Here is a 24,100-nt window from a genome sequence, read left to right as displayed (position 1 = left end):
ATGCCACCCGTCCCGCAGATCCGCACCCGAGGAGGCAGAGCCCCCATGACCGACCGTCAGGTCTTCGCACTCACCGAGGCCGAACGTGCCCTGATGCCCACCCCGGAGGAGGTCGCCGGCTACCGCGAGCACGGCTGGTACCTCTCCCGCCGGCTGTTCTCCGACGAGGAGCTCGACACCCTCCAGGACGCCACCGAGAAGTACTACGAGGGCCACCGCGACCGCACCCTGGCGGTCCGTCCGCCGAACCTGGCCGCCTGGGAGCCCGCGCACGGCCCGGTGCAGCGGCACAACGACTACGTCCACTACGAGAGCGACGCCATCGGCGCGATCCTGCGCAACCCGCTGGTCGGCGCGGTGGCCGCGCTGCTGGCCGGGGCCGAGCAGATCCGGGTCTTCCAGGCCACGCTGATCTACAAGCCGCCGGTGCCGGAGGAACCCAGCAACCAGGTGCCCTGGCACTTCGACCGGCACTACTGGCAGACCTGCAGCTCGGAACGGATGCTGACGGCCTTCGTCCCGTTCCGGGACTGCGGGGTGGAGAACGGCACCATCACCATGGTCGACGGCAGCCACCGCTGGCGCGAGCTCGACACCGGCGAGGACTCCAGCCGCCACTTCGCCCGGCGCGACCGCTCCGAGCTGGAGGCCCTGCTCACCGAGAACGCCCGCTTCAACGGGCAGGAGGTGCGCAAGGTCCCGGTCGTGATCCCGCGCGGCCACGTCAGCTTCCACCACTGCCGGACGTACCACGGCAGCGGCGCCAATCTGGCCGCCGACCCGCGCCGCGCGGTCTCGCTGCACCTCCAGGACGGCGACAACCACTACCGCCGGTACACCCGGGCCGACGGCAGCACCGTCGTCTACAACCACGACGTCGTGGTCCGCCGCGCGGCCGACGGACTGCCCGACTACGCGGACCCGGAGATCTGCCCGACGATCTGGCAGGGGTCGGTGTGACCCTCCGTCACACCGCCGACCTGGAGACCCCGGCCGACCGCTATCGGATGCTCCGGCTGATCCGCTCCTTCGAGGAGCGGGCGCTGGCGCTGGTCAGGTCCGGGGCGATCGTCGGCGGCATCCATCCGTACATCGGTCAGGAGGCCGTCGCCGTCGGCGTCTGCTCCGCGCTGCTGCCGCAGGACCGGATCACCAGCACCCACCGGGGCCACGGCCACGTCCTCGCCAAGGGCGCCGACCCGTACCGGATGCTGGCCGAACTCCTGGGCCGGGAGACCGGACTGAACCGCGGCCGGGGCGGCTCGATGCACGCCGCCGACCTCTCGCTCGGCATCCTCGGCGCCAACGGCATCGTCGGCGCGGGCGCACCGATCGCCGTCGGCGCGGCCTGGGCCGCCCGGGCGGCGGGCGAGGAGCGAGTGGTGGTGTCGTTCTTCGGCGACGGGGCGCTCAACCAGGGGGTGCTGCTGGAGTCCCTCAACCTCGCGGCGATGTGGCAGCTGCCGACCGTCTTCGTCTGCGAGAACAACGGCTATGCGACCACCCTGCCGAGCACGGTCGCGGTGGCCGGCAGCGCCCTGGGCCGGGCGGCGGCCTTCGGCATCCCGGGCACGGCGGTCGACGGCATGGACACCGAGGCCGTCCGGCAGGCCGCCGTCCGGGCGGTGGACCGGGCCCGCACGGGCGGCGGCCCCGCCTTCCTGGAGTGCCGGACCTACCGCTTCGAGGGACACCACACCATGGAGCGCCGCATGCGCCTGAACTACCGCACCGCCGAGGAGGTCGAGGACTGGCGCGGCCGGGACCCGCTGCCGCGCGCAGCGGCGCTGCTCGACCAGGGGCAGCGCGAGCGGATCGACGCGGCGGTGGAGGCGGAGCTGACCGAGGCCGAGCGCCGGGCCCTGGCCGATCCGCACCCCGATCCGGCCGGGGCGCTCGACCACCTCTACGCCGACGGACTGTGCCCGCGAGCGGGGGCGACCCGGTGAGCCTGCTCTCCTACACCAAGGCCCTCAACCGGGCCCTGGCCGACGCGCTGACCGAGGACCCGGCGGTCTTCGTACTGGGCGAGGACGTCGGCGCCGGGCTGGCCGGGCCGACCCTCGGGCTCCAGCAGCGGTTCGGCCCCGGCCGGGTGGTGGACGCCCCGCTCTCCGAGCAGGGCTTCACCGGGATGGCCGTCGGCGCGGCCCTGGCCGGCCGCCGTCCGGTGGTCGAGTTCCAGATCCCCTCGCTGCTGTTCCTGGTCTTCGAGCAACTGGTCAACCAGGCGCACAAGTTCTCGCTGATGACCGGCGGTGCGGCGGGCGTGCCGCTCACCTGCCTGGTGCCGGGCTCCGGCTCCCGGGACGGCTGGGCCGGCCAGCACTCCGACCATCCGTACAGCCTCTTCGCCCACGCCGGGGTGAAGACCGTGGTACCGGCCACTCCCTCGGACGCCTACGGCCTGCTGCTGTCGGCGATCCGGGACCCCGACCCGACCGTGGTCTTCGCCCCGGCCGCCGCGCTCGGCCTGCGCGAGGACGTGGGCCGGGAGCTGGCGCCGGTCCCGCTGGGGCGGGCCCGGATCCACCGCAGCGGCACCGACGTCACCGTGGTCGCCGTCGGCCACCTGGTCCAGGACGCCCTGGCGGTCGCGGCGGAGCTGGCCGGCGAGGTCTCGGTCGAGGTCTTCGACCCCCGGACCCTCCATCCCTTCGACTGGACCGCGCTCGCCGCCTCGCTGGAGCGGACCGGTCGGCTGGTCGTCATCGACGACTCCAACCGCAGCTGCGGCATCGGCGCCGAGATCGTCGCCACCGCCGCCGAGGAGATGCGGCTGATCGCCCCGCCCCGCCGGATCACCCGTCCGGACGGAGCGGTCCTGCCCTTCGCCCCGCAGCTGGACCGCGCCCTCCAACCCGGACGCGACCAGCTGCGGCGTGCCCTGCACGCCGTGCTGAAACAGCCCTGAACCCCACGACCCCGACCCCGCCCGCACCACCCGACCCGAGAGGGAGCCCCCGCATGCCCGAGAACCGTTACCACTGGGACCGTTCGCACCCCGGCCTCACCTACCTCCAGCAGGCGATCGAGCCGCTGCGCCGCGAGGTCGTCGACCACTCCGTCTACTCCGGGCTGAACAGCCTGCCCAATGTCCGTGCCTTCCTCGACCGCCATGTCTTCGCCGTCTGGGACTTCATGTCGCTGCTGAAGAGCCTCCAGCGCGAGCTGACCTGCGTCGAGGTGCCCTGGGTCCCGGCCGGCCCGACCGCCAGCCGCCGACTGATCAACGACATCGTGCTGGTGGAGGAGAGCGACGAGCTCGGCGACGGCTACACCAGCCACTTCGAGCTCTATGTCGAGGGCATGCGGCTGGCCGGCGCGGACGCCGGACCGGTCACCGGCTTCCTGGAGGAGCTCCGCCGGGGCACCGACGTGCCGGAGGCGCTGAAGTCGGCCGAGGTGCCGCAGGCCGCCGTCGACTTCACCTCGACCACCTGGGAGATCATCCAGAACGCCCCGGTGCACTGCCGCGCGGCGGCCTTCGCCTTCGGCCGGGAGGACCTGATACCCGACATGTTCGCGCAGGTCATCCGGATCGACGACGCGGAGGGCGTGCTGACGGTCTTCAAGGACTACCTGGCCCGCCACATCGAGGTGGACGGCGAGCAGCACACACCGATGGCGATGCAGATGCTGATCGACCTCTGCGGCGATGACCAGTCCAAGTGGGAGGCCTGCGCGGACACGGTCCGGACGGCGCTGCGCGCGCGGGTGGACCTGTGGACGGCGATCGAGGCGTCCTTCCCCGGCTGACCCGCGCGGCCGCCGACGCCGCGGCGGGGTGCGGGCCCCAGGGCCCGCACCCCGCCGCTTCCGGCGTTCCCCGGGTTGCGGCTCAGAGCAGCTTCCGCTGGGCCGAGGCCAGGGCGGGCAGGACGTCCTCCGGCGCGCGGAAGCGGTGCAGCAGCGCCCGTCCCTCCTGGCCGCGCAGCTTGGCGGCGAGGCGGGCCGGCAGGACCGCGGTCCACAGCGCTCCGGTGTTCGCCACGCCTTCCACCAGCCAGGAGACCCAGGGGAGCTGGAGGTTGGCGGCGGGGCTGAAGAAGACCGGCTGCCGGCCCTGGAAGCTGATCTCGTAGGCGCCGAACCGGCTCCAACTGGAGACCGTGAACCGGCGCTGCGCGGGGTCGAACCCCAGCGGAACGCACTCGGCGAGCCGCGCCCGCCCGATGCCCCGCAGGAAGTCCGTGTTGGCCCGGAGGTTCAGATGTGTGCCGGTGAAGTCCTCGATGGCCTCGCGGATGTCGACCGCCAGCCGGTAGGGCGCGCTGCCGCCCGGGACCGGCAGGTGGATCTCACTGAGCAGGTTGCCGATCGTGCCCGGCGGCAGGTCCAGCGGACGCCGGACATTGACCGGCAGGGTCAGCCACCGGGTCTCCTCGTCGCCGTCCAACCGCCGGACGCAGCTCACCACGTGTGCGCCGAGCACATCGCCGGTGGACAGCTTCCGGCCGGCCTCGCCGATGAAGTCCTCCTTCATCCGGCGGATCTCCTCGTCCCCGAAGTACACCTGGACGGTGCGGTTGGCCCGCCCGGAGACCTCCACCTCCCGGGCCAGGAAGGCCGCCTCCTCGGCGTCGACCAGGCGGAAGCCGGGACGGCCGGAGTCCTCGGCGGGCAGCACCCGGTCGAGGTTGGCGTCCTGGTCCTCGACCAGCAGGACCTCCGGCAGCGGCCTGCCGTCCACCACGGCGGACCAGGTCCGCATCAGCAGCATGAAGCTCTGGATGTCGCCGACCGCATGGTGCCAGCAGCAGCCCAGGGCCATCCCGCCGTCGGCGAGCCGGCTGATCCGCACGGTCAGCAGCGGCAGGTCGCCGGTCCGGGCCCGGGTGGCGTCGATGTGGTCGACCAGGTCGGCCCCGGGCAGGGTGACCCTGGCCATCGCCTCGGCCAGGGTCTCGTCGACGTCGTAGCTGCTCACCGGGACCCCGGAGCCGTCACAGACGATCTCCAGCCGGTCCTCGACGGTGCGCAGCCGTCCGGCGAAGACCGGCACGTGCTCCAGTGCCCGGGCCAGTCCCAGCGCCAGCACCTCCTGGTGCGGCGCCTTCTCGAAGAAGTAGACGACCGACACCGCCAGGTCGGCCAGCATCGTGTCCACCACCCCGCAGCGGATCACCGTTCCCGGCGCCCGCTCCGATCCGACCGTCCGGGTTTCGCGCAACTGCGGCCAGGCACCCACGTCGTCCTGCTCCGTCCAATGGAGGCGCTGCCCGGCGCCGTTTCGTCAACCAGGCTGCTCCGCACTGCAGCTGACTGGGGATCACCATGAACGATAGGGCAGCGGGGGGCCGCAATCCAGGGGGACGGGGAACTCTCCGGGCGATCACCGAAGATCGGTCCGGAGCGCCGCCGCCGGGAGCTCAGCCGCCCACGGCCGGGCAGCGCTCGCCCGGCTGCGGCCGGATCCGGGCCGCAGCGGTGAGGGCCCAGTGCGGCGGCGGGCCCGGCCGCTCCTCGGCCAGGCCCCGCGTCCGCAGGTGCGCGAGTTGGGCCAGGGTGCGGGTGACCGTGGCATGCAGCGGGTAGCCGCGCAGCCCGTCCAGATTGCCCCGGGCCCGCTGGCGCCCGGCGAGCTCCCAGGCCGTGGCCGGGCCCTCGCCGAGCAGCGCGACCGTGGCCGCCAGCCGGTCGGCGTGGTAGCCGCGCAGCCGGTCCAGCCTGCCGGACAGGTCGGTGTACCGGTGCTCGTGGGCGGGCAGCACCTCGTCCGGCCGGAGCTGCTCCAGCCGGTCGAGCGAGCCCAGGTAGTCCCCGAGCGGGTCGTCCTGCGGGCCGCGCGGCTCGTGCATGATCACGGCGGTGCGCGGCAGTGCATGGTCCCCGGCCAGCAGCAGCCGGTGCCGGGGCTCCCAGAAGCAGAGGTGGCCGGGCGTGTGCCCGGGAGTCCAGACGGTGGTCAGGTCCCAGCCGGGGACGTCGGGGCGGCGGCCGTCCCCCAGCAGCACGTCCGGTCCGGCCAGCCGATGGCCGCTCGCGCGACCCAGCTCGGCGGCGGCCGACTCGATCGCCGAGTCCGGAGCGCCCGCGCCGCGCAGCAGTTCGACCAGCCGCTCGGCCGGATCGACCCGGTAGCCGGGTAGTTCCTCGGCGTCCAGCGGGTGCAGGGCGACCCAGGCCCCCGAGGCCTCGCGGATCCTCGGCGCCAGGCCGTAGTGGTCGAGGTGGGCGTGGGTGACCAGCACGCCCTGGATCTCCTCGACCCGGGTGCCGAGGCCGGCCAGCCCCTCGCCCAGGGCCTGCCAGGCCTGGTCGGTGTCCCAGCCGGCGTCGACCAGGTAGGGCCCGGCTTCCGTCTCCAGCACGTAGACCGTCACCCGGTGCGGCGGGCCGGGCAGCGGCAGCGACACCGCCCACAGGCCGGGCCGGACCTGGACCGGTACTCCGGTCCCCGGTGCCGACGGAACGGCTTCCACCAGGTCAGACACGGTCCACGATCCCTTGCCCAGGCAACTCGACGGTCACCTGCACCCTAGTCCCGGCGGACCCCGTCGAGCACAGTGACGGTGATCACTCCGCTGCGGCCGGCTTGCGCAGCAGGAAGTAGGCCTGCTGGTTGCGCTCGTGCCCCAGCGGCTCCCGGACCAGTCGGGCCAGCATGGTGAACCCGGCCCGGCCGAGCAGTTCGGCGATGTGCTCGGGGCGCAGCCGGTAGGCGTCGTAGGAGACGGTGTGGCCGTAGGCCTCCTCGATGTGCCGGATCTCGTCACCGGCCTGGAAGGCCAGCAGCAGGTGGCCGCCCGGTGCCAGCACCCGGTCGAACTCCGCGAAGACCTCCGGCAGCAGCTCCGGCGGGGTGTGGATGATCGAGTACCAGGCGACGATCCCGCCGAGCCCGGCGTCCGCCAGGTCCAGCGCGGCCAGGGCGCCGACGTCGAAGCGGAGGCCCGGATAGGTGCGCCGGGCCACCTCGACCATGCCCGGCGAGAGGTCGACGCCGAAGGCCGACAGCCCGAGCGAGTCCAGATGCGCCGTCACCCGGCCTGGCCCGCAGCCTAGATCGGCGACCGTCGCCCCGGCGTCCCCGGCCTGGACGAGTTCCGCGAAGGAGCCGAGCATCGCCCGGTCCAGCGGTGCGCCGGCCAGCTGTTCCCGGAGCAGGTCGGCGTAGTCGGCGGCGACGGTGTCGTAGGCCGCGCGGGTGGTGCTCAGGTAGGCAGGCTCGGTCATGCGACAGGAGGCTAACCGACGCGCGTCGAACACGTTCCTGACGAACACCGTCCTTACGAACATGTTCGCTACAATGGATCCATCGCCCCGCACCTCCGGACCAAGGAGCACCGACCATGTCCGAACACCACCCCATCGCCGTCATCGGCGGCGGCCTCGGCGGCCTCACCCTCGCCTCCGTGCTGCACCGCAACGGAGTCGGGACGGCCGTCTTCGAACTCGACGCCTCCCCCACCGCCCGGCACCAGGGCGGCATGCTCGACCTCCACCAGGACTCGGCCCAGGTCGCCCTGCGCGCCGCTGGCCTGTACGAGGAGTTCCGCGCGATCATCCACGCCGGAGGCGAGGCCATGCGCATCGTCGACCGGGACGGCACCGTCCTGCTGAAGGAGGAGCCCGAGGCGGGCGAGGAGGGGGACCGGCCCGAGGTCGACCGCAACGACCTGCGCCGGATCCTGCTCGACTCCCTGCCTGCGGGGACCGTCCACTGGGGCTCCCGGGTCACCGGCGCGCGCTCCCTGGGCGACGGCCGGCACGAGGTGGCGCTCGCCGACGGCAGTTCCTTCACCACCGACCTGCTGGTCGGCGCGGACGGCGCCTGGTCCCGGATCCGGCCGCTGGTCTCCACCGCCGTCCCCGGCTACACCGGCCTCTCCTTCATCGAGTCGGACCTGCTGGACGCGGCCGAGCGGCACCCGGGGACCGCCGAACTGGTCGGCGGCGGCATGATGTTCGCGCTCGCCGAGGACAAGGGTTTCCTCACCCATGCCGAGGGCGACGGCAGCGTGCACTGCTACGCCGCGCTGCGGACGCCCCCCGAGTGGGCGGCCGGGCTGGACACCGCCGACACCGCCACCGCCAAGGCGGCGGTGCTGGCCCGGTTCGAGGGCTGGGACCAGCGGCTGCGGGCACTGATCGCGGACGCCGACGGCCCGCTGGTCGCCCGGCCGATCCATGCCCTGCCGATCGGGCACCGCTGGGGACGCGTCCCGGGGGTGACCCTGCTCGGCGACGCCGCCCACCTGATGTCGCCCTTCGCCGGTGAGGGCGCGAATCTCGCCATGCTCGACGCCGCCGAACTGGCCGCCGCCGTCACCGCCCACCCCGGCGACGTCGAGGCCGCCCTCGCCGCCTACGAGCGCGACCTCTTCCCCCGCAGCGAGAGCTCGGCCGCCGAGTCCGCCGCCAATCTGGAGCTCTGCTTCGGCCCCGAAGCCAACCAGCGGCTGATCGCCCAGTTCGCGGAGTTCCGGGCGGTACAGGACATCTGACAGCAGGGCGGCCCCGGGGCCGCAGCGCAGCCGGCCCGGGCGGCGTGCACTGGGCCCGACCGGCGTCCGCTAGGCCCGGTCGGCGTCGGCGGGACGGTCTGCGTCGGCGGCCCGGTCGGCGTCGGCGGGACGGTCGGCGGGGCGGCCCACCCGCTCGGCCAGGAACTCCGCCCAGGTCAACCGGGTACCCGCCGCCGCGCCCGAACGGTCGGGGGCCGGAGCCTCCGGCCGTCCGTCGAGGACGAGACCGCCGCCCCGGAGCGCGCGGGTGCCCGGCAGCCGCACCGGCAGCACCGGACGGCGGCTGCCCACCGCAACCAGATAGGCGCGGAGCAGGGCGGCCGCGTCGGCCACCTCCGGACCGCCCAGGTCGGGCACCCGACCGGCCGGGTCCCCGAGCACGAGTTCCACCAGCCGGGCCGCCACCTCGTCGGCGTCGACCGGCTGCACCAGCACGCCCGCCGGCGCCAGCACCACCGGCGGCCTGGCCAGTACCCGCGCCGCCGTCAGCACCAGGTCGTGGAACTGGGTGGCCCGCAGCGTGGTCCACGGCAGTCCGGACTCGGCGACGATCTGCTCCGCCGCCAGCTTCGACCGGTAGTAGCCGAACGGGACCCGGTCGATCCCGACGATGGAGATGTAGACCAGGTGCGGCGGCACGGGCTGGGCCTGAGCCGCCCGTACCAGGGCGCGGGTGGCCTCGGCGTCGCCCTTCTGCCCGCTGGCGCAGTGCACGATCGAGGTCACCCGCTGGAGGGCCGGCACCAGGCCCTCCCCCGTGGCCAGGTCGCCGACGACGTGGCGGACCCCCTCGCGGTCCTCGTGCCGACTGCGGCTGAGCACCCGCACCTCGCAGCCGGCCCGGTGCAGCCGCTCGACGACATGCCGACCGAGCGTGCCGGTCCCCCCGGTGACCAGGACGATGGGCGCTGACATGGTTCCTCCTCACCGCTCGGGCCCCGGGGCCCGGCGGAGCAATGTCTCGTTGTCACATCGACGGGGTTCCGTCCGTCGTAACCAGGACCGGACAGGGCGATGGAATGTGACATCCGTCGACGCAGGCCGAGGCGGAGGACTCGGTGGCCCCGCTCACCATGCTGCGCCCCGGCTCCTCGCGGTGCGAGGCGTCCTCGGCCCGGCAACGACCGGTACCGCCGGGGCGCTGCCCGGCTCGCGCCCCGGAGCTCCGCCGGTCGGCCGACCGGCGATCCCTCAGGCTCCCTCGGACGGCAGCGAGTCGAGCACCAGCAGCGCCGCCGCACGGGTGCTCGCGACATGGCGGCGCATCAGTTCGGCGGCGCCCTGCTCGTCGCCGGCGCTGATCATCCGGAAGAGCTGCTCGTGCTCCCCGCACATGGTCGGCGCGTCCCCGGGCACGGAGGTGAGCCGGAACAGCCGGTGCAGTCGGCCGTCCAGCGGCTCCATCAGGTCGCGGAGCAGCGGGTTGCCCGACATCGCGACGATCTCGCGGTGGAAGTCGGCGTTCAGCGTCGCGCTCTCCTCGGTCCGCCCCTGCGCGTCCGCCCGCTGCGCGGCGTCCAGCAGTTCGCGCAGCCGGCGCAGCCCGTCCGGGTCGGCGCGACGGGCCGCCAGCCCGGCGGCCAGCGCCTCCAGGTACTCGCGGACGTCGAAGAAGTGCTCGGCCTCCTCCCGGTCGACCCGGGAGACGATGGCGCCGCGCCGGGGCAGGTTGGTGAGGAAGCCCTCCACCTCCAGCCGCTGCATGGCCTCGCGCACCGGCACCCGGGAGACCCCGAACTCCTCGGCCAGGTCACGCTCGACCAGTCGGCGTCCCGGTGCCAGCTCGCCGTCGATGATCCGTGCGCGGATCGCCTCGTAGACCTGGTCCCGCAGCGACCGGTCGGCCGCCCCGATGGTGGGGCCCGCGCCGGGGTCCGGCTTCCTCGTGCTCACTGCCGACCCCTTCGCCGTTGCTCACGCCACCCGTCCTCGGGCGGGTCCTGCCCGATCATCCCAGACCCGCCCGAGGCGGATTCCACCACTCCGAATTCGCGACCCCGAAACCCTTGCCTGGTATTCGGTATACCAAATAGCCTGACGATGCCCCACCCCGCACCACCCCGAGGACCAGCCGTGCCACTCCCCCGCTCCACCCCCGTCGACCTGCTGCTCGACGCCACCCTCCCCGACGGCCGCAGGGCCGACGTCCACCTGCGCCAGGGGCGGATCACCGCCCTCACCGCCCCCGCCCCCACCGCTCCCCCCGTCGGCGGACGGGCGGTGGACCTCGGCGGAGCACTGCTGCTCCCCGCGCTGGTGGACGGCCACGTCCACCTGGACAAGACCTTCCTCGGCGCTCCCTGGCAGCCCCACCTGCCCGGCAGCACCATCCGCGAGCGGGTCGCCGCCGAGCGTCGGCTGCGGCGCGAGATCGGCGTGCCGGTGGTCGAACGGGCCTCCGCCCTCGCCGAACTGCTGATCACCCAGGGCACCGGCCATGCCCGCTCGCACGTGGACATCGACCCGGATGTCGGGCTCGACGGGCTGCACGCCCTGCTGGAGGTCCGCGAGCGCTTCCGCGACCGGCTCGGCCTCCAGCTGGTCGCCTTCCCCCAGGGCGGCGTGGTCACCGCGCCCGGCGTCCCCGACCTGCTCGACCAGGCCCTGCGCGCGGGCGCCGACCTGATCGGCGGCCTCGACCCGGAGGGCTTCGACGGCGACCCGGACGGCCAGCTCGACGTGGTCTTCGGCCTCGCCGAGCGCCACGGGGTCGGCGTCGACCTCCATCTGCACGACCCCGGCGAGAGCGGTGCGGCCCAACTGCGGGCCGTGGCCGCCCGCACCGCCGCCCTCGGGCTGGACGGCCGGGTCACCGTCAGCCACGCCTACTGCCTGGGCGAACTCGACGACCACGGCTTCGGCAGCACCGCGCAGGCACTGGCCGGGGCCGGTGTCTCGATCATGACCAACGGTCCGGCCGGCCCGATGCCGCCGGTACTGCGACTGCGCGAGCACGGCGTCCGGGTCTTCGCCGGATCCGACAACATCCGCGACGCCTGGTGGCCCTACGGCAACGGCGACATGCTCGAACGCGCCGGGACGATCGGCCTGCGCGACGACCTGATGACCGACCAGGAGCTGCACACGGCGCTGGACCTGGCCACCGGCGCGGCTGCCGGCGCGCTCGGCCTGACCGGCTACGGCCTGTCCGTCGGCGACCGGGCCGACCTGGTCGCGGTCGCCGCCGCCGGCGTCCCCGAGGCCGTCGCCGCCCACCCCGCCCGGCTGCTCGTGCTGCACGCCGGACGCGTCGTCCACGCCGCCGACCACCCCTGAGCGCCCCCGCAGCACCACCCACCCCCGCCCCCGCTGCCACCGCCCGCCGAGAGGACCCCCATGAGCACCCTCACCCCCGACCACCCGCCCGCGCGCGGTTCCGAGCCCGCGCCCACGGCCGCCGAGCCTTCCGGCACCGCGCTCACCGGCGGTGCCATCGGCACCTTCGACCTGGTCTTCTTCGTGGTCGCCGCCGCCGCGCCGCTCACCGCCGTGGCCGGGGTGGCCCCCGCCGCCATCGCCATGGGCGGACGCGGCACCCCCCTCGGCTACCTCGTCTCCGGCGCCCTGCTGGCCCTGTTCGCCGCCGGATTCACCGCGATGAGCCTGTACGTCCGCAACGCCGGCGCGTTCTACGCCTACGTCGCCCGGGGCCTCGGCCGCGCCGTCGGCGTGGGCACCGCCTATGTCGCCGTCCTCTCCTACAACCTGGTCGAGATCGGCCTCTGTGCCTGCTTCGGGGTCTTCGCCGCCGGCGGGGTGGAGGACCTCACCGGGGTGTCCGTGCCCTGGTGGGGCTGCACCCTGGTGTGCATCGCCGGCGTCGCCGTCCTCGGCTGGCTGAAGGTGACGCTCAGCGCCAAGGTCCTCGGGACAGCCCTGGTGCTGGAGGTACTGGTGCTGCTGGTGCTCGACGCCGGCGTGCTCGGCCATCGCGGAACCGCCGCGATGGACGTCTCCGCGCTCGACCCCACCTCGCTCGGCGGCGGTGGCGCGGCCGGGATGTTCCTGCTGGCCATCGGCGCCTTCACCGGCTTCGAGGCCACCGCGATCTACGCCGAGGAGGCCCGCGACCCGCGCCGCACCGTGCCCCGCGCCACCTTCATCGCCGTGGGCTTCCTCGCCCTCTTCTACGCCTTCGCGGTCTGGGTGATGATGGGCGGCTTCGGCATCGACGAGTCGGTCCGGATCGCCGGCGGACCGAACGGCTCCGACATGGTCTTCGACGCCGCCCACCGCTTCGTCGGCACCTGGCTGGCCGACACCATGCACGTCCTGATCATCACCAGCGCCTTCGCCGCGACCCTGGCCTTCCACAACGCCGCCGCCCGCTACATGTACGCCCTCGGCCGGGAGGGACTGCTGCCGCGCAGGCTGGCGAGCGTCTCGCCGAGGACGGGATCGCCCAGCGCCGCCGTGGTGGTGCAGAGCCTGCTGGCGCTCGCCGTGGTGGCGGTCGGCGCGCTCGCCAAGGCCGACCCCTACCTGGTGGTCTTCCTCTGGCCCAACGGCACCGGCGTCATGGGCATCATGCTGATGCAGGCGCTGGCCGCGCTGGCGGTCTTCGCCTTCTTCCGCAAGGACCGTCGCGGCATGTCCGCACTGCGGGTGGTCTGGGCGCCGCTGCTGTCCTTCCTCGGCCTCGGCGCCTTCAGCGTCTACGCCGCGCTGCGCTTCGGCCTGCTGACCGGTGCGAGCGACGCCGTCGACACCGGTCTGCTACTACCGCTCCCGGTGGTCTTCGTGATCGGCCTGCTGGTCGCCCGCCGCATCCGGCGCGCCGACCCGGAGCGCTACGAGCAGCTCACCAACACCGACGCCGAACGCGACTGACCACCCGTCATCGGCCCTCCGGCACCGGTGCGTCGAGGCAGGCCGTCTCCTCCGCCGGGAGCCGCAGCGAGCCGGCCGCCAGGTTCTGCGCGAGGTGCTCCGGATCACCGGTGCCGGGGATCGCCAGCACGTGCGGCCCCTGCTGCAGGGTCCAGGCCAGTCGGACCTGGGCGACGGACACGCCGTGCGCAGCGGCGACGGCGGCCACCGCCCCGCTGTCGCCGGACCCCGGACCCGCCTCGCGGCCGGAACCGGCGATCGCGAAGAACGGAACGAAGGCGAGGCCGAGTTCACCGCAGTACCGCAGCAACGCCCGGTCCTCGTCCGGAGCACCGATCCCATAGGGGTTCTGCACGCACACCACCGGGGCGATGGCCCGGGCCTCGTCCAGTTGCGCGGAGGTGACGTTCGAGATGCCGAGGTGGCGGATCAGCCCGGCGTCGCGCAGCTCGGCCAGCGCCCCGAAGTGCTCGGCGATCGAGCCGCTCCGTCGGGACGGCGGCACCCGCAGGTTGACCACGTCCAGGTGGTCACGGCCCAGTTGGCGGAGGTTCTCCTCCACCTGGCCGCGCAGCTGCTCCGGTGCGGCCCACCACCACGCCCCCGAGGAGTCGCGGCCCGGCCAGACCTTGGTGGCGATGACCAGGTCCTCCGGGTAGGGCGCGAGGGCCCGGTTGATCAGCTCATTGGCGGAGCGCGTCGCCGAGAAGTAGAACGCGGCGGTGTCGATGTGGTTCACCCCCGACTCGACCGCCCGCCGCAGCAGTCCGATCGACCGCTCGCGGTCACGCGGCAGGCCGAGGTCGAACGGCGCGGTGCCGGTCAGCCGCATCGCGCCGAAGCCGACGCGGTTGACGGTGCGGTCGCCGAGCCGCCACGTACCGGCAGCGGCAGCGGCCTTCGTCCGGGAACTCGTGGACATGGGTCTCCTCCAACAGGGTGGACCAGGGGACTCGGCCGGGGCGGACGGGCCCCGGACATGCAAAAAGCCTCCCCGGCGGATCGAAGTCCGCGCCGAGAAGGCTTGTCTGTACGGGTCTATCATAGCAGCGCGATACAGCGACCGAGGTACGAGTCGTCGACTCGACAGGCCTTCGGCGGCCGGACATGCCGGCCCCGCACAGCGGGTGTCCGAACGGGGGAGAGCAATGAGCTGGACGGACGGTGTCGGCATCGAGGTCGGCGAATCGGGGGCGTGGGTCGGTCGGATCCGCTTTCGAGTGACCCGGCTGCAACGCGCGTCACCGGTGCTGGTGATGTACGCGGTGCTGCTGTCCCTGGCATTGACCATCGACCTCGTGTCCCCGGCGGACCCCACGGAACAGCACAGTCTGTGGATGCTCCTGGGCAGCGCCTGCGTGGTCGCGGCCACCCAGCTCGTTCCGCCGAGCAGGCAGGCGGTGACCCTGTCCGCGAACGGCGTGACCGTCAGCGGGAGCCGACAGAGCCCGAGTTCCTACCTCACCTGGTCGGACATCGAGGCCGTGTCGACGGGCTGGAGCTGGAGGACCGGCATCCGGCAGGTCGTCCTCCACAAGGTGGGCGGCGGCGACGTCCGGCTGCCGGCCCCGCACACGTTCGACCCGGGCTTCGCCGCCAAGCGCGACCTGATCGTCCGGATGCAGGAGGCGCAGCACACCCCGGCAGGAGGGGTCCAGTTGCTCCTTCCCCCCGGCCACCTTCAGTAGGCCCGGCAACCGCCCCGTCCCCGCAGGTCGGCCTCGGGGGCGGGGCGGCCGTATCCGGCTCAGCCTCTGACCGGGTGCTGGTAGGCGGCGGGAGCGGCTGGGTCGTCGATGCTGCCGTGGTGGTGGATCTGCTGCCAACGGCCGTCCTGGTAGCGGAAGCAGCGGCTGGTGCGGATCTCCAACGGGACCGCGTTGCCCTCGGCGTCGGTCCAACTCCCGCTCTCCCGACCGGCGAAGACAGCATGGTCCGTGCCCGGGTAGGCGACCACGTCGCCGAAGACCACCCGGACGTTCGGACGGCCCGCGAAGACCTTCTCGTAGAGGGCGACGATCGCGCCCCCACCGCGCAGGATGCCGCCGACCGGGTTGTTCAGCTGCGCCAGCGGGTGGGCGGACCAGTCCGCCCGCAGGGCTTCGCGGTCCTGGTTGTTGAGAGCGTAGTAGAAGGTCTCCAACGCGGCTTCGGCCCCGCGCGCCGACGGGTCGGTGGTCTCGTCCGACCGGTTGCAGGAGGCGGGGCCGAAGCTGATGTCCGTCTTCTCGATCGTGCCGTGTTCGCTCATGCCCCGTCCAAGCAACGGACCTTTCCCGTCATTCCCGTCATTCCCGGCCGTCACAGGCGAGTTGGGGCCTCCGGGTTCAGCCGTTCAGAACCTTGGCCTCGACCGCCGGGTCAAGGCCGACCGGGGGCCGGTCGGTTCGCTGCGGCGGCTCGCCGTCCAGCGACCGGAGCCAGGCCCAGGTGTCGGCGACCGTCTCGGCCACCGGACGGCAACGCAGTCCGGCAGCCAACGCCTTGGTCACGTCACCGCCGTGCATGGTGTCGTACAGCTCGCCCGGCGGGATCCACAGCGGCAGGTCGCTCCACGGCTCGATGTCGGCCGCGAGGATCGTCTCCGGATCGGTCCAGCGCAACTCCGCCTCGGAACCGGTGACCCGGACGCAGGTCTCCAGCAGTTCGCCCATCGTGGTGTGCCCGGCCGGGCCGACCAGGTTGTAGGCGCCGCCGAGCCCGGCCACGACCGCGTCGAGGATCCACTCCGCCAGGTCCCGGGCGTCGATGTACTGCAGCGGCAGCGTGCGCGGACCGGGGGCCAGTACCGGTCCGCCGCGCGCGATCCGGTTCAGCCACCAGGGCAGCCGGCCGACGTTCTCCTCCGGTCCGAGGATCGACCCGGCGCGCACCAGCAGCGCCCGCTCGCCGAAGGCCGCAGTCGCGGCCAGCTCTCCGCCCAGCTTGGCCAGTTGGTAGTCCTCGGCGCTCCCGTCGTCCGGGGACGCCCCCTCCGCCAGTGGACCGTCCTCCGGCAGCCCGGCCGGGGCCGGGTAGGCGTAGACCGAGCGGCTGGAGACGTAGACGTACCGGCCCACCCGGCCGGTCAGGGTCCGGGCCGCGTCCCGGACCGCGCTCGGCGCGCCGGTCCAGGTGTCGACGACGGCGTCCCACTCCCCCTCGGCCAGGGCCGCGAGTCCGCCCTCGGCCGTCCGGTCGCCGTGCCGGACGGCGACCCCGGGCGGCGCCTCGTGGCGACCTCGATGGAAGACGGTCACCTCCCACCCGCGTTGCATCGCGCACACGGCGACAGCCCGTCCGACGAACTCGGTTCCTCCGAGGATCAGCAGTTTCATGTCGCCGATCCTGCCCCACAACGCGCACGTTGTGGCCGCCGCCTGCTCACAGCAGAATCCGGGCCGCCCCTGCACTCACCGGCAGGGCCCTGCGCACTCCTTCGTCCGCTCCTTAGTGCGCTCCTTAGCGCGCTCCGGGCAAAGGGGTTCAGAGCCGGATCAGTCCGAGCCTGTGCGCCAGCCCCCGGCCGATCAGCTTCGCCGTGTTCCCCAGGCCCATGCCGTGGAAGATGATGAAGTCGTCGAAGCCGTGGATCCCCGGCCTGTCGGCGACGGACAGGGCGGCGTCGCGCACCGCGACCAACTGCTCCACGGTCATCTGCGGTACGGTCTCGCCGGGCTGGTAGGGGGCGCCGAGCGGGAAGTCGGCCCCCGGCCGGTCGGTCATCTCGACATGGCAGCCGAACACATGGGTGACCCGGTGCGTCCCGGCGAAGGAGACCAGCCGCTCCATGGTCGCAGTGAAGGCTGGGAAGTCCTGGACGTAGAGCCGGCCCGGTAGCACCGTGTCACCGGTGAACAGGATCCCGGTCCACGGGTCGTAGACGGTGATCGAGGCCGCATGGTGCCCGGGGGTGGCCAGCAGCCGCAGCACCCGGCCGCCGAGGTCGAAGTCGACGCCCTGTTCCGGCCGTTCGGCGAGCCCGAAGAAGGCGTGGACCGCCGCGATCTCCCGCGCCACCACGGTGGTGCTCGGCCTGTCTGCGAACTGCGCGTCCCCGGCCACATGGTCGTTGTGGCCGTGGGTGTGGGCGACGACCAGCTCGTAGCCCTCCCGGGGGTGCCGGGTCAGCCAGTCCCCGATCAGGCCGTCGACGGTCTCCCGCAGCGGGAACCGCTGCGGGTCGGCCGTCGCCCCGGTGTCCAGCAGCAGCGCCCGGTCGTTGCCGAAGAGCAGGAACATGAACGGCGCCTCGCTGCTGACCCCCTTGCTCTGCCGCAGGATGACGGTGTGCTCGTCGTAGGCGTGGACCTGGATGGCCGGATCGGTGGCAGCGCGCCGGTTGGGCGCCCCGTGTATCCACCGCACCTCCAACGAGCCGGCCACCGGGGCCGCCGTCAGGAAGTCGATCGCCGCGTCGGTCGTGCTGATCGTGCTGGTGCTGGTGCTGTCAGACATCGGATCCACCGTTCCCATCGTTGGCGTCGTTCGCCTGCGCCGATTCCGCACTGTCCTTACCGCTGTCCTTGCTGCTTTCCTCGCCATCGACCCCCTCCGCACCCTCCGCACCCTCCGTCCGCAGCTCGGGCAGCGGCGAGGCCACCGAGAAGAAGCGGACATGCCGCTGGCCGGGGGCCAGTTGCCCGCCCGCCGCCTCGGCGGCGGCGATGTAGGGCGCCAGCACCTCGATCCAGCGCTCCTTGATCTCGGCGAGGTCCTGGGCGGTCAGCGGGATGGTCGCCGACAGCGTCGAACTGGCCTCGCGCCAGTCGGCGGGCTCGTCGGGGGTCCGCTCGATGGAGTCCAGGATCCTGGCGAGCTCCCGCTCCACCATCACCCGGTTCAGCTGCCGGACCACCGCACCCTCGGGTCCCTGCCCGGAGGGCAGTTGCAGCCGCATGTCGGTGATCCGCCACAGCCGCTCCCGCCGGTCCCGGCCGGGGCCGGCGTCCGCAACGAAGCCGTACTTGGCCAGCTGGCGCAGATGGAACGAGCAACTCGCCTGGGACTCGCCGAGGGCGCGTCCGCACTGAGCGGCCGTCACCGGTCCGCTGCGGCCCACCAGTTCCAGCAGGTCGAGGCGGATCGGGTGGGCCAGGGCCTTGATCGCCCGGGGATCACTGATCTTCACGACACTGAGACTACGCCGATCGGCAGAGATATCAAAGAGTTCTTTGGCTTTTTTCTCCACCCCGGCCGCGCCGGGAGTATTGACGTGTTCACAGAATCGGATGACTATCGGGAGCGCTCCCAAACGCCGCGCCCAACCGGCAGCGGAGCGCAGCAACCGCACCGACCACCAGGCCCCGGCCGGGGCGACATTCGGCGTGACTGAATTGGGAGCGCTCCCAATCGGCGGAGGAACGGCGCGGACCACCCCACCCACCCGAGAGGAACCACCAGGTGTTACGTCAGAGAGTCCACCAGCTCCGCACCGCCGCGGCAGCGGCCGCGCTCGGCGCAGCCGTGATCGTCCCGGTCGCCTTCGGGGCCCCGGCCGCCCACGCGGCAATCGTCCACGTCGCCAACCCCTACGTCGGTTCGACGCCGTACCTCAACCCCGACTACGTCAGCGAGGTCGACGCCCAGGCCACCGCCGACGGCGGGACCACCGGGGCGGCCGAGGCCAAGGTCGCCGGCTACCAGACCGCGATCTGGATGGACCACATCGGCGCGATCGCCGGGGACAGCACCCACCTCGGCCTCCAGGCCCAGCTCAACAATGCCGAGGCCCAGTCCGCGACCAGTTCCACCCCGGTGCTGTTCGAGGTGGTCGTCTACGACCTGCCCGGCCGCGACTGCGCCGCCCTGGCCTCCAACGGCGAGATCCCGGCGACCGCGGCCGGCCTGACCGAGTACGAGACCCAGTACATCGACCCGATCGCCGCACTGCTGGGCAACAGCGCCTACAGCAACCTGCGGATCTCCGCGATCATCGAGCCGGACTCGCTGCCCAACGCCGTCACCAACCAGAGCAAGCCGGCCTGCGCCACCGCCACGCCCTACTACGAGGCCGGGATCGAGTACGCCCTCAACGAGCTGCACCCGATCACCAACCTCTACACCTACCTGGACATCGGCCACTCGGGCTGGCTCGGCTGGCCGACCAACATGACCCCGGCCGCCCAGGAGTACGCCAAGGTCGCCAAGGCCACCACGGCCGGTTTCGCCAGCGTCGACGGCTTCATCAGCGACACCGCGAACTACACCCCGACCGACGAGCCGTACCTGCCGAACTCCACGCTCCAGGTCGGTGGTTCGCCGCTGGACTCGGTGAACTTCTACCAGTACAACCCCTACTTCGACGAGCACACCTACGACGAGGCCATGCACACCGCGCTGGTCACGGCCGGCTTCCCGAGCACGGTCGGGATGCTCATCGACACCTCCCGCAACGGCTGGGGCGGCGCGGCCCGGCCGACCGCGCTCAACACGACGCCGACCACCGCCACCGCCTACGTCGCGGCCAACAAGATCGACCAGCGGCCGTTCCGCGGCGACTGGTGCAATGTCGAGGGGGCCGGCATCGGCGCCCGGCCGACGGCTCAGCCCTACGGGTCGAGCGACCCGATCATCGCCTTCGTCTGGATCAAGCCTCCGGGCGAGTCGGACGGCGACTACCCCACCGCCACCCACGCCCACGGCGACGCCCACTGCGACCCCAACGGGACCCAGACCGACGGCAACGGCAACACCTACCCGACCGACGCGATCCCCGGCTACGACGTCCCGGCCGGACAGTGGTTCGCGGCCGAGTTCCAGGGCCTGGTCGCCAACGCCTACCCGTCCCTCGGCGCCACCACCGGCACCACTCCCCCGTCGGTCCCAACCGGACTGACCGTCACCGGCACCACCAGCAGCAGCATCTCGCTCTCCTGGACCGCCTCGACCGACAGCGCCGGCGTGGCCGGCTACGACGTCTACCGGGGGGCGACCAAGGTCGCCACGGTGACCAGCGGCACCAGCTACACCGACACCGGCCTGACCGCGTCCACCTCCTACAGCTACACCGTGGACGCCCGGGACGCGGCGGGCGATGTCTCCGCCGCCTCGGCGGCGGTGACCGGCACCACCGCGGCCGGCTCGACCGGCGGCGGCAGCGGCGGCTGCACCGCGGCCTACAGCATCAGCAGTGACTGGGGCAGCGGCTTCAACGCCAACGTGACGGTCACCGACACCGGCACCGCCGCCACCAAGTCCTGGACGGTCAGCTGGACCTGGCCCGGCAACCAGCAGATCACCAACCTGTGGAACGGCGCCTACACCCAGACCGGCAGCTCGGTCACGGTGACCGCCGAGTCCTACAACGGGGCGATCTCCGCCGGAGGCAGCACCAGCTTCGGCTTCGGCGGGAGCTACACCGGCGCCAACACCGCGCCCACGCTCAGCTGCACCGCCGCCTGAACGGACGAGGGCGCCGGCGCGGACCTCCCGCGCCGGCGCCCTCAGCGGGCTACCGCCGGTACTGCTGACCTTCCGTCAGTTCACGGCGAGATCGTCGGCGAAGACATTGCCCTGGCCGTACCAGCCGTGGACGTACACGGTGACCGTGCCGCTGGATCCGGTGGTGAACGGCACCGTCAGCTTCTGCCAACTGCTGGGGCTGGCCCAGGTACTGGCAGTGGCACCACCGCTGACACCCAGATAGGCGTAGTTGCCCTGGACCCAACCGGTCAGCGTGTAGCTGTGGTTGGGCTGCAGCGTGACGGTCTGGTCGCACTCGCCCGTGGTGGACGAACCCGCAGCCACTTGCAGCGCGTGACTCCCGGAATGGACCGGGGTGGTGACCACCGCGCTGCCTGTCTGGCAGGTCCACGGGCTCAGGCTGCCGGTCTCGAAGCCGCCGTTGACCAGCAGACCCGAGGACGGCGGGGTCGCAGTCGCCGAAGCGGACGCCGAAGCCGAGGCAGAAGCGGACGCCGAGGCAGAAGCCGAGGCAGAAGCGGACGCGGAGGCCGAAGCCGATGCCGAAGCCGAAGCGGACGCCGAGGCCGACGCGGAGGAGGACGGAGCACCCGGGCAACTGCTGGCCGAGCCGTTGATGTCGCTCACCGCGTCGTTGAACAGCGTGGTCGCCGGGTCCAGGTCGTAGAGCGAGAACATCATGAACCCGCCGAGGCCGTTGCAGTGCGCGTAGTCAGCTCTGGCCTGGATCGACTCGGCGTCCTCACCGCCGTAGAAGGTGGTCCCGTCGTAGAAGTAGGCGGCATCGGTCACGGGGTCCCAGTAGGTGTCCGCCGGGTTGGCGACGATGTTCTCGACTTCCTTGTACATCGCCACCCCGGGCACGTCGCCGGAGAGGGTCTGCGGAGCCGAGGCGCCGGTGGCGGTCTGGTAGAGCCCGTGCTGCGAACCGGCCGGCACGCCGGTCCACCCCCTGTAGTAGAAGGGTAGGCCGAGGGTCAGTTTGCTGGCCGGGAAGCCGCCTGGTATCCCGTACGCCGGATCACCAACAGTCCAGGCTCTGACGGCGTTGTCAATACTGAAGGTCTCCTTTCCAGGCGCGACCGGCGCCTCCGGCGAGTTGGGGTTGGCGTAGAGCGGGTCCTGCTCGTCGGTCGGACCGGTCGCGTTCCAGGCCCCGTACATGTCGTACGACATCAGGTCGCCGAAGTTCAGGTACTGGGCGATCTGGTTGGTCTGGATCAGATTGATGTTGTCCTGGCCGGAGGGCAGCGCGGCGGACAGGTCGTAGGTCTTCCCGTCGGTCGCCCCCTGGGTGTTCAGCTCGTTGCGGAACTCCTCCAGCAGCGCGGTGTAGTTGGCGGTGTCCGCGGCGGAGTAGTGGTTGCCCAGGTGGCCGTTGGCCGAGGCCGGGTACTCCCAGTCGATGTCGAAGCCGTCGAAGATGCCCTTGGCGGTGCCGTTGCCGCCGAAGCCGCCCTCGACCGGCAGGTTGCCCTCGATGAACATGCTGATGCAGGAGGACACGAACTTCTGCCGGGACGCCGCGGTGGCCGCGACGTCGGAGAAGTACTTGGAGTAGGTCCAGCCGCCGATGGAGAGCAGGATCTTCAGGTTCGGGTACTTCGCCTTCAGCTCCTGGAGCTGGTGGAAGTTGCCCGCGATCGGCTGGTTGTAGACGTCGGCGGTGCCGTTCACGGCGTTGGCGGCGCTGTACTCGGTCTGGTAGTCGGCGGTGGCGTCCTCAGCGCCGTCGCCGGCGTTCGGGTCGCTCTCACCCCCCGGGTCGGGGTCGGTCGCCTTGGTGGTCTCGAAACAGGTGAGGTTGGTGGGGTCGATGTTCTCGAAGTCGTAGATCAGGTAGTTCACCTTGCCCGCGATGCCCTCGGTGTCGAGGGCCTTGGGGTAGAAGGCGTTCTGGTAGATCGACCACTGGTCGTAGTAGGCGACCTTGATGCCGCCGCTGGTGGCGGCGGCCCCGGTGGTGTTGGTGGCGGGGGCGGACGCGGCGACGGTCGCGCCTGCGGCCGTACCGAGCATGGAGGCGGCAAGTCCGATGACTGCCACCGCCGCCCCCGCGAGTGTGAGTCCGATGCGTCTGCGTTCTGGCACGTGCGACCTCCTGGGAGTCATGTACCGGTCACTGTAGATTGGTCCAGACCACAGAGGAGCGTCAAGGGTCTGGACCAATGTTCTCTGACTGGCCGTCAACTGCACTGGTCACAGGGCTGGTTCGCATACATTCGGGCAATTGGGAAGCCCCGGCGACCGGAGTGCGAGTACGCACCAAGGTCGCCGGGGCGGGGTCGGCGGAGTCGCCGCTGCGGTCAGCCGGCCGCCTCGAACACCTTGCGCCAGGGCACGGTGCTGCTCGCCCGGGTCGCGTCCGCGTAGCCGAGGCCGCCGCCGGAGGCGGCGGCGCCCGGGTAGGTGACGACCACGTCCACCTTCGGGAAGTCCCGGACGAACGCGGCGAGCGAGGCCCGACCGTCCGCCGTCGGACCCTGTTCGCAGGTCAGCGTGACCGTGCCGGAGCCGACGTTGGCGATGAACCGGCGGAACGACGCCACCGTCATCCCGCTGTCCTCCTTCTCGTCCATGGTGTCGCGCACCGCCCGAGCCACCCGGTCCAGGGCGACGGTGTCGGCGTCGTAGTCGTGCCCGGTCGGCACCCGGTAGATGTACGCGGTGTACGGCTGAGCGGCAACCGCCGTCAACTCCCCCTCACTGAGCGGCCCTTTGGTGAACTGGACCGCGTACTCGACGGTGGTGGCCGGGAGCGGCGTACCGGTGAAGGTCTTCTCCCAGTCGTGGTTGGGCCGCTCCACCGCGTCGCCGTAACCGTAGGCGCCGAACAGCCCGGACCCGGCCTTGATCTGCACGGCGGTCTCCTGGCCCTTGCCGACCCGGTTGCGGTAGCCCACGACCATGGTGAGCGTCGGGAAGTCCGCCAGGAACGCCTTGATCACCGCGCGGCAGGAGTGACACGGGCCCATCGTGGAGAACATCGTGACCGTGCCCTTGCGCACCGTCCGGATCGCCTTCCGGTACTCTGCGGCGGTCGTGCACCCGAGGTGCGCGTAGAGCGTGTTGGCCAGAATGTTGACCGCCTGCTTCTCCGCGTCCTTCTGGTGCTGGAAGCCGCTGAGGGTCGTCCCCTGCGGCTCGGCCAGGCCCTCGTAGTACGCGTAGACCGGGTCGTCGTGCGACCCGGTCCGGATGGTGTCACTGATCGAACTTCCGTCGACGAAGGTGATGTCGTAGTCCAGGACCGCGTTGTTGACGAAGATCGGCACACTCATACGGACTCCAACGGCTCGGCTGCACGGACGCGACCGGCGCCGCAGGTGTGCCGTACCGGCCACCGGGCGCGGAAGCGGGAGACCTGCTGAGCGTCCAGCTGGCCTGATGGACCG

General features: G+C 72.3%; 21 protein-coding genes. 9 read left to right on the top strand and 12 right to left on the bottom strand.

The window, feature by feature from the left end:
- Positions 1-45 precede the first annotated feature (45 nt).
- From BS75_RS37345 to BS75_RS37330, 4 genes are read left to right on the top strand one after another with little or no spacing between them, the layout of a single operon-like run.
- Positions 46-960 carry a phytanoyl-CoA dioxygenase family protein gene (locus BS75_RS37345; protein WP_034091389.1) on the top strand — a complete coding sequence of 305 codons (915 nt, stop codon included), beginning with the start codon at positions 46-48 and terminating at the stop codon, positions 958-960.
- The gene (locus BS75_RS37340; RefSeq protein ID WP_231608007.1) at positions 957-1,949 is read left to right on the top strand and encodes a thiamine pyrophosphate-dependent dehydrogenase E1 component subunit alpha; all 993 of its coding nucleotides are present in this window, start codon (positions 957-959) and stop codon (positions 1,947-1,949) included. Before BS75_RS37345 ends, BS75_RS37340 begins: the two co-directional genes overlap by 4 nt.
- Positions 1,922-2,914, top strand: coding sequence for an alpha-ketoacid dehydrogenase subunit beta (locus tag BS75_RS37335; protein ID WP_231608006.1), 993 nt, complete (start codon positions 1,922-1,924; stop codon positions 2,912-2,914). The genes BS75_RS37340 and BS75_RS37335 overlap by 28 nt, the downstream gene beginning before the upstream one ends.
- Positions 2,915-2,967: 53 nt before the next feature.
- On the top strand, positions 2,968-3,759 hold the full coding sequence (locus BS75_RS37330; protein WP_034091388.1) for a DUF3050 domain-containing protein: 792 nt from the start codon (positions 2,968-2,970) through the stop codon (positions 3,757-3,759).
- Between the two features lie 82 nt (positions 3,760-3,841).
- On the opposite strand, the gene BS75_RS37325 is transcribed toward BS75_RS37330, so the two are convergent.
- The 3 genes from BS75_RS37325 to BS75_RS37315 form a co-directional block, all read right to left on the bottom strand.
- Entirely contained in the window at positions 3,842-5,191 is a 1,350-nt protein-coding gene (locus BS75_RS37325) for an acyltransferase (protein WP_034091387.1), read from the bottom strand.
- A gap of 181 nt (positions 5,192-5,372) precedes the next feature.
- Positions 5,373-6,437: an MBL fold metallo-hydrolase gene (locus tag BS75_RS37320; RefSeq protein WP_197091995.1), complete on the bottom strand. Its 1,065-nt coding sequence runs from the start codon at positions 6,435-6,437 to the stop codon at positions 5,373-5,375.
- Positions 6,438-6,519: 82 nt separating this feature from the next.
- Positions 6,520-7,179, bottom strand: coding sequence for a class I SAM-dependent DNA methyltransferase (locus BS75_RS37315; RefSeq protein ID WP_034091386.1), 660 nt, complete (start codon positions 7,177-7,179; stop codon positions 6,520-6,522).
- A 116-nt stretch (positions 7,180-7,295) separates the two neighbouring features.
- Between BS75_RS37315 and BS75_RS37310 the strand changes: the two genes are divergently transcribed.
- On the top strand, positions 7,296-8,450 hold the full coding sequence (locus BS75_RS37310) for an FAD-dependent oxidoreductase (RefSeq protein WP_034091385.1): 1,155 nt from the start codon (positions 7,296-7,298) through the stop codon (positions 8,448-8,450).
- A 69-nt stretch (positions 8,451-8,519) separates the two neighbouring features.
- Here BS75_RS37310 and BS75_RS37305 read toward each other — a convergent pair whose 3' ends face one another.
- A complete protein-coding gene (locus BS75_RS37305; RefSeq protein ID WP_042437847.1) occupies positions 8,520-9,386 on the bottom strand; it encodes an SDR family oxidoreductase in 867 nt (288 codons plus the stop codon).
- A gap of 276 nt (positions 9,387-9,662) precedes the next feature.
- A complete protein-coding gene (locus tag BS75_RS37300) occupies positions 9,663-10,364 on the bottom strand; it encodes a GntR family transcriptional regulator (protein ID WP_034091384.1) in 702 nt (233 codons plus the stop codon).
- 180 nt (positions 10,365-10,544) lie between these two features.
- On the opposite strand from BS75_RS37300, the gene BS75_RS37295 reads away from it, so the two are divergent.
- Positions 10,545-11,747: an amidohydrolase family protein gene (locus BS75_RS37295; protein ID WP_231608005.1), complete on the top strand. Its 1,203-nt coding sequence runs from the start codon at positions 10,545-10,547 to the stop codon at positions 11,745-11,747.
- 60 nt (positions 11,748-11,807) lie between these two features.
- Positions 11,808-13,301, top strand: a complete 1,494-nt coding sequence (locus BS75_RS37290; RefSeq protein ID WP_034091382.1) for an APC family permease — start codon at positions 11,808-11,810, stop codon at positions 13,299-13,301.
- Positions 13,302-13,308: 7 nt separating this feature from the next.
- On the opposite strand, the gene BS75_RS37285 is transcribed toward BS75_RS37290, so the two are convergent.
- Positions 13,309-14,223, bottom strand: coding sequence for an aldo/keto reductase (locus BS75_RS37285; RefSeq protein ID WP_034091381.1), 915 nt, complete (start codon positions 14,221-14,223; stop codon positions 13,309-13,311).
- Positions 14,224-14,449: 226 nt separating this feature from the next.
- Between BS75_RS37285 and BS75_RS37280 the strand changes: the two genes are divergently transcribed.
- Positions 14,450-14,989, top strand: coding sequence for a hypothetical protein (locus BS75_RS37280; RefSeq protein WP_034091380.1), 540 nt, complete (start codon positions 14,450-14,452; stop codon positions 14,987-14,989).
- 59 nt (positions 14,990-15,048) lie between these two features.
- Here BS75_RS37280 and BS75_RS37275 read toward each other — a convergent pair whose 3' ends face one another.
- The 4 genes from BS75_RS37275 to BS75_RS49660 form a co-directional block, all read right to left on the bottom strand.
- Positions 15,049-15,552, bottom strand: a complete 504-nt coding sequence (locus BS75_RS37275; RefSeq protein WP_034091379.1) for a YybH family protein — start codon at positions 15,550-15,552, stop codon at positions 15,049-15,051.
- Positions 15,553-15,628: 76 nt separating this feature from the next.
- Entirely contained in the window at positions 15,629-16,618 is a 990-nt protein-coding gene (locus BS75_RS37270) for an NAD-dependent epimerase/dehydratase family protein (RefSeq protein ID WP_034091378.1), read from the bottom strand.
- A gap of 148 nt (positions 16,619-16,766) precedes the next feature.
- Positions 16,767-17,738 (bottom strand): MBL fold metallo-hydrolase, encoded by a 972-nt coding sequence (locus tag BS75_RS37265; RefSeq protein WP_063771484.1) that lies wholly within the window; start codon positions 17,736-17,738, stop codon positions 16,767-16,769.
- Entirely contained in the window at positions 17,731-18,411 is a 681-nt protein-coding gene (locus BS75_RS49660) for an ArsR/SmtB family transcription factor (RefSeq protein ID WP_052070185.1), read from the bottom strand. Before BS75_RS49660 ends, BS75_RS37265 begins: the two co-directional genes overlap by 8 nt.
- 272 nt (positions 18,412-18,683) lie before the next feature.
- On the opposite strand from BS75_RS49660, the gene BS75_RS51730 reads away from it, so the two are divergent.
- Entirely contained in the window at positions 18,684-20,684 is a 2,001-nt protein-coding gene (locus BS75_RS51730) for a glycoside hydrolase family 6 protein (protein ID WP_034091377.1), read from the top strand.
- 75 nt (positions 20,685-20,759) lie between these two features.
- Here BS75_RS51730 and BS75_RS37250 read toward each other — a convergent pair whose 3' ends face one another.
- Positions 20,760-22,796, bottom strand: coding sequence for a glycosyl hydrolase family 18 protein (locus tag BS75_RS37250; protein WP_439654048.1), 2,037 nt, complete (start codon positions 22,794-22,796; stop codon positions 20,760-20,762).
- A gap of 215 nt (positions 22,797-23,011) precedes the next feature.
- Positions 23,012-23,986 carry a hypothetical protein gene (locus tag BS75_RS37245; protein WP_034091376.1) on the bottom strand — a complete coding sequence of 325 codons (975 nt, stop codon included), beginning with the start codon at positions 23,984-23,986 and terminating at the stop codon, positions 23,012-23,014.
- Positions 23,987-24,100: the final 114 nt, after the last annotated feature.

The organism is Streptacidiphilus albus JL83, assembly GCF_000744705.1.
GTDB lineage: Bacteria > Actinomycetota > Actinomycetes > Streptomycetales > Streptomycetaceae > Streptacidiphilus > Streptacidiphilus albus.
This window is presented reverse-complemented; position numbering and strand designations above follow the sequence as displayed.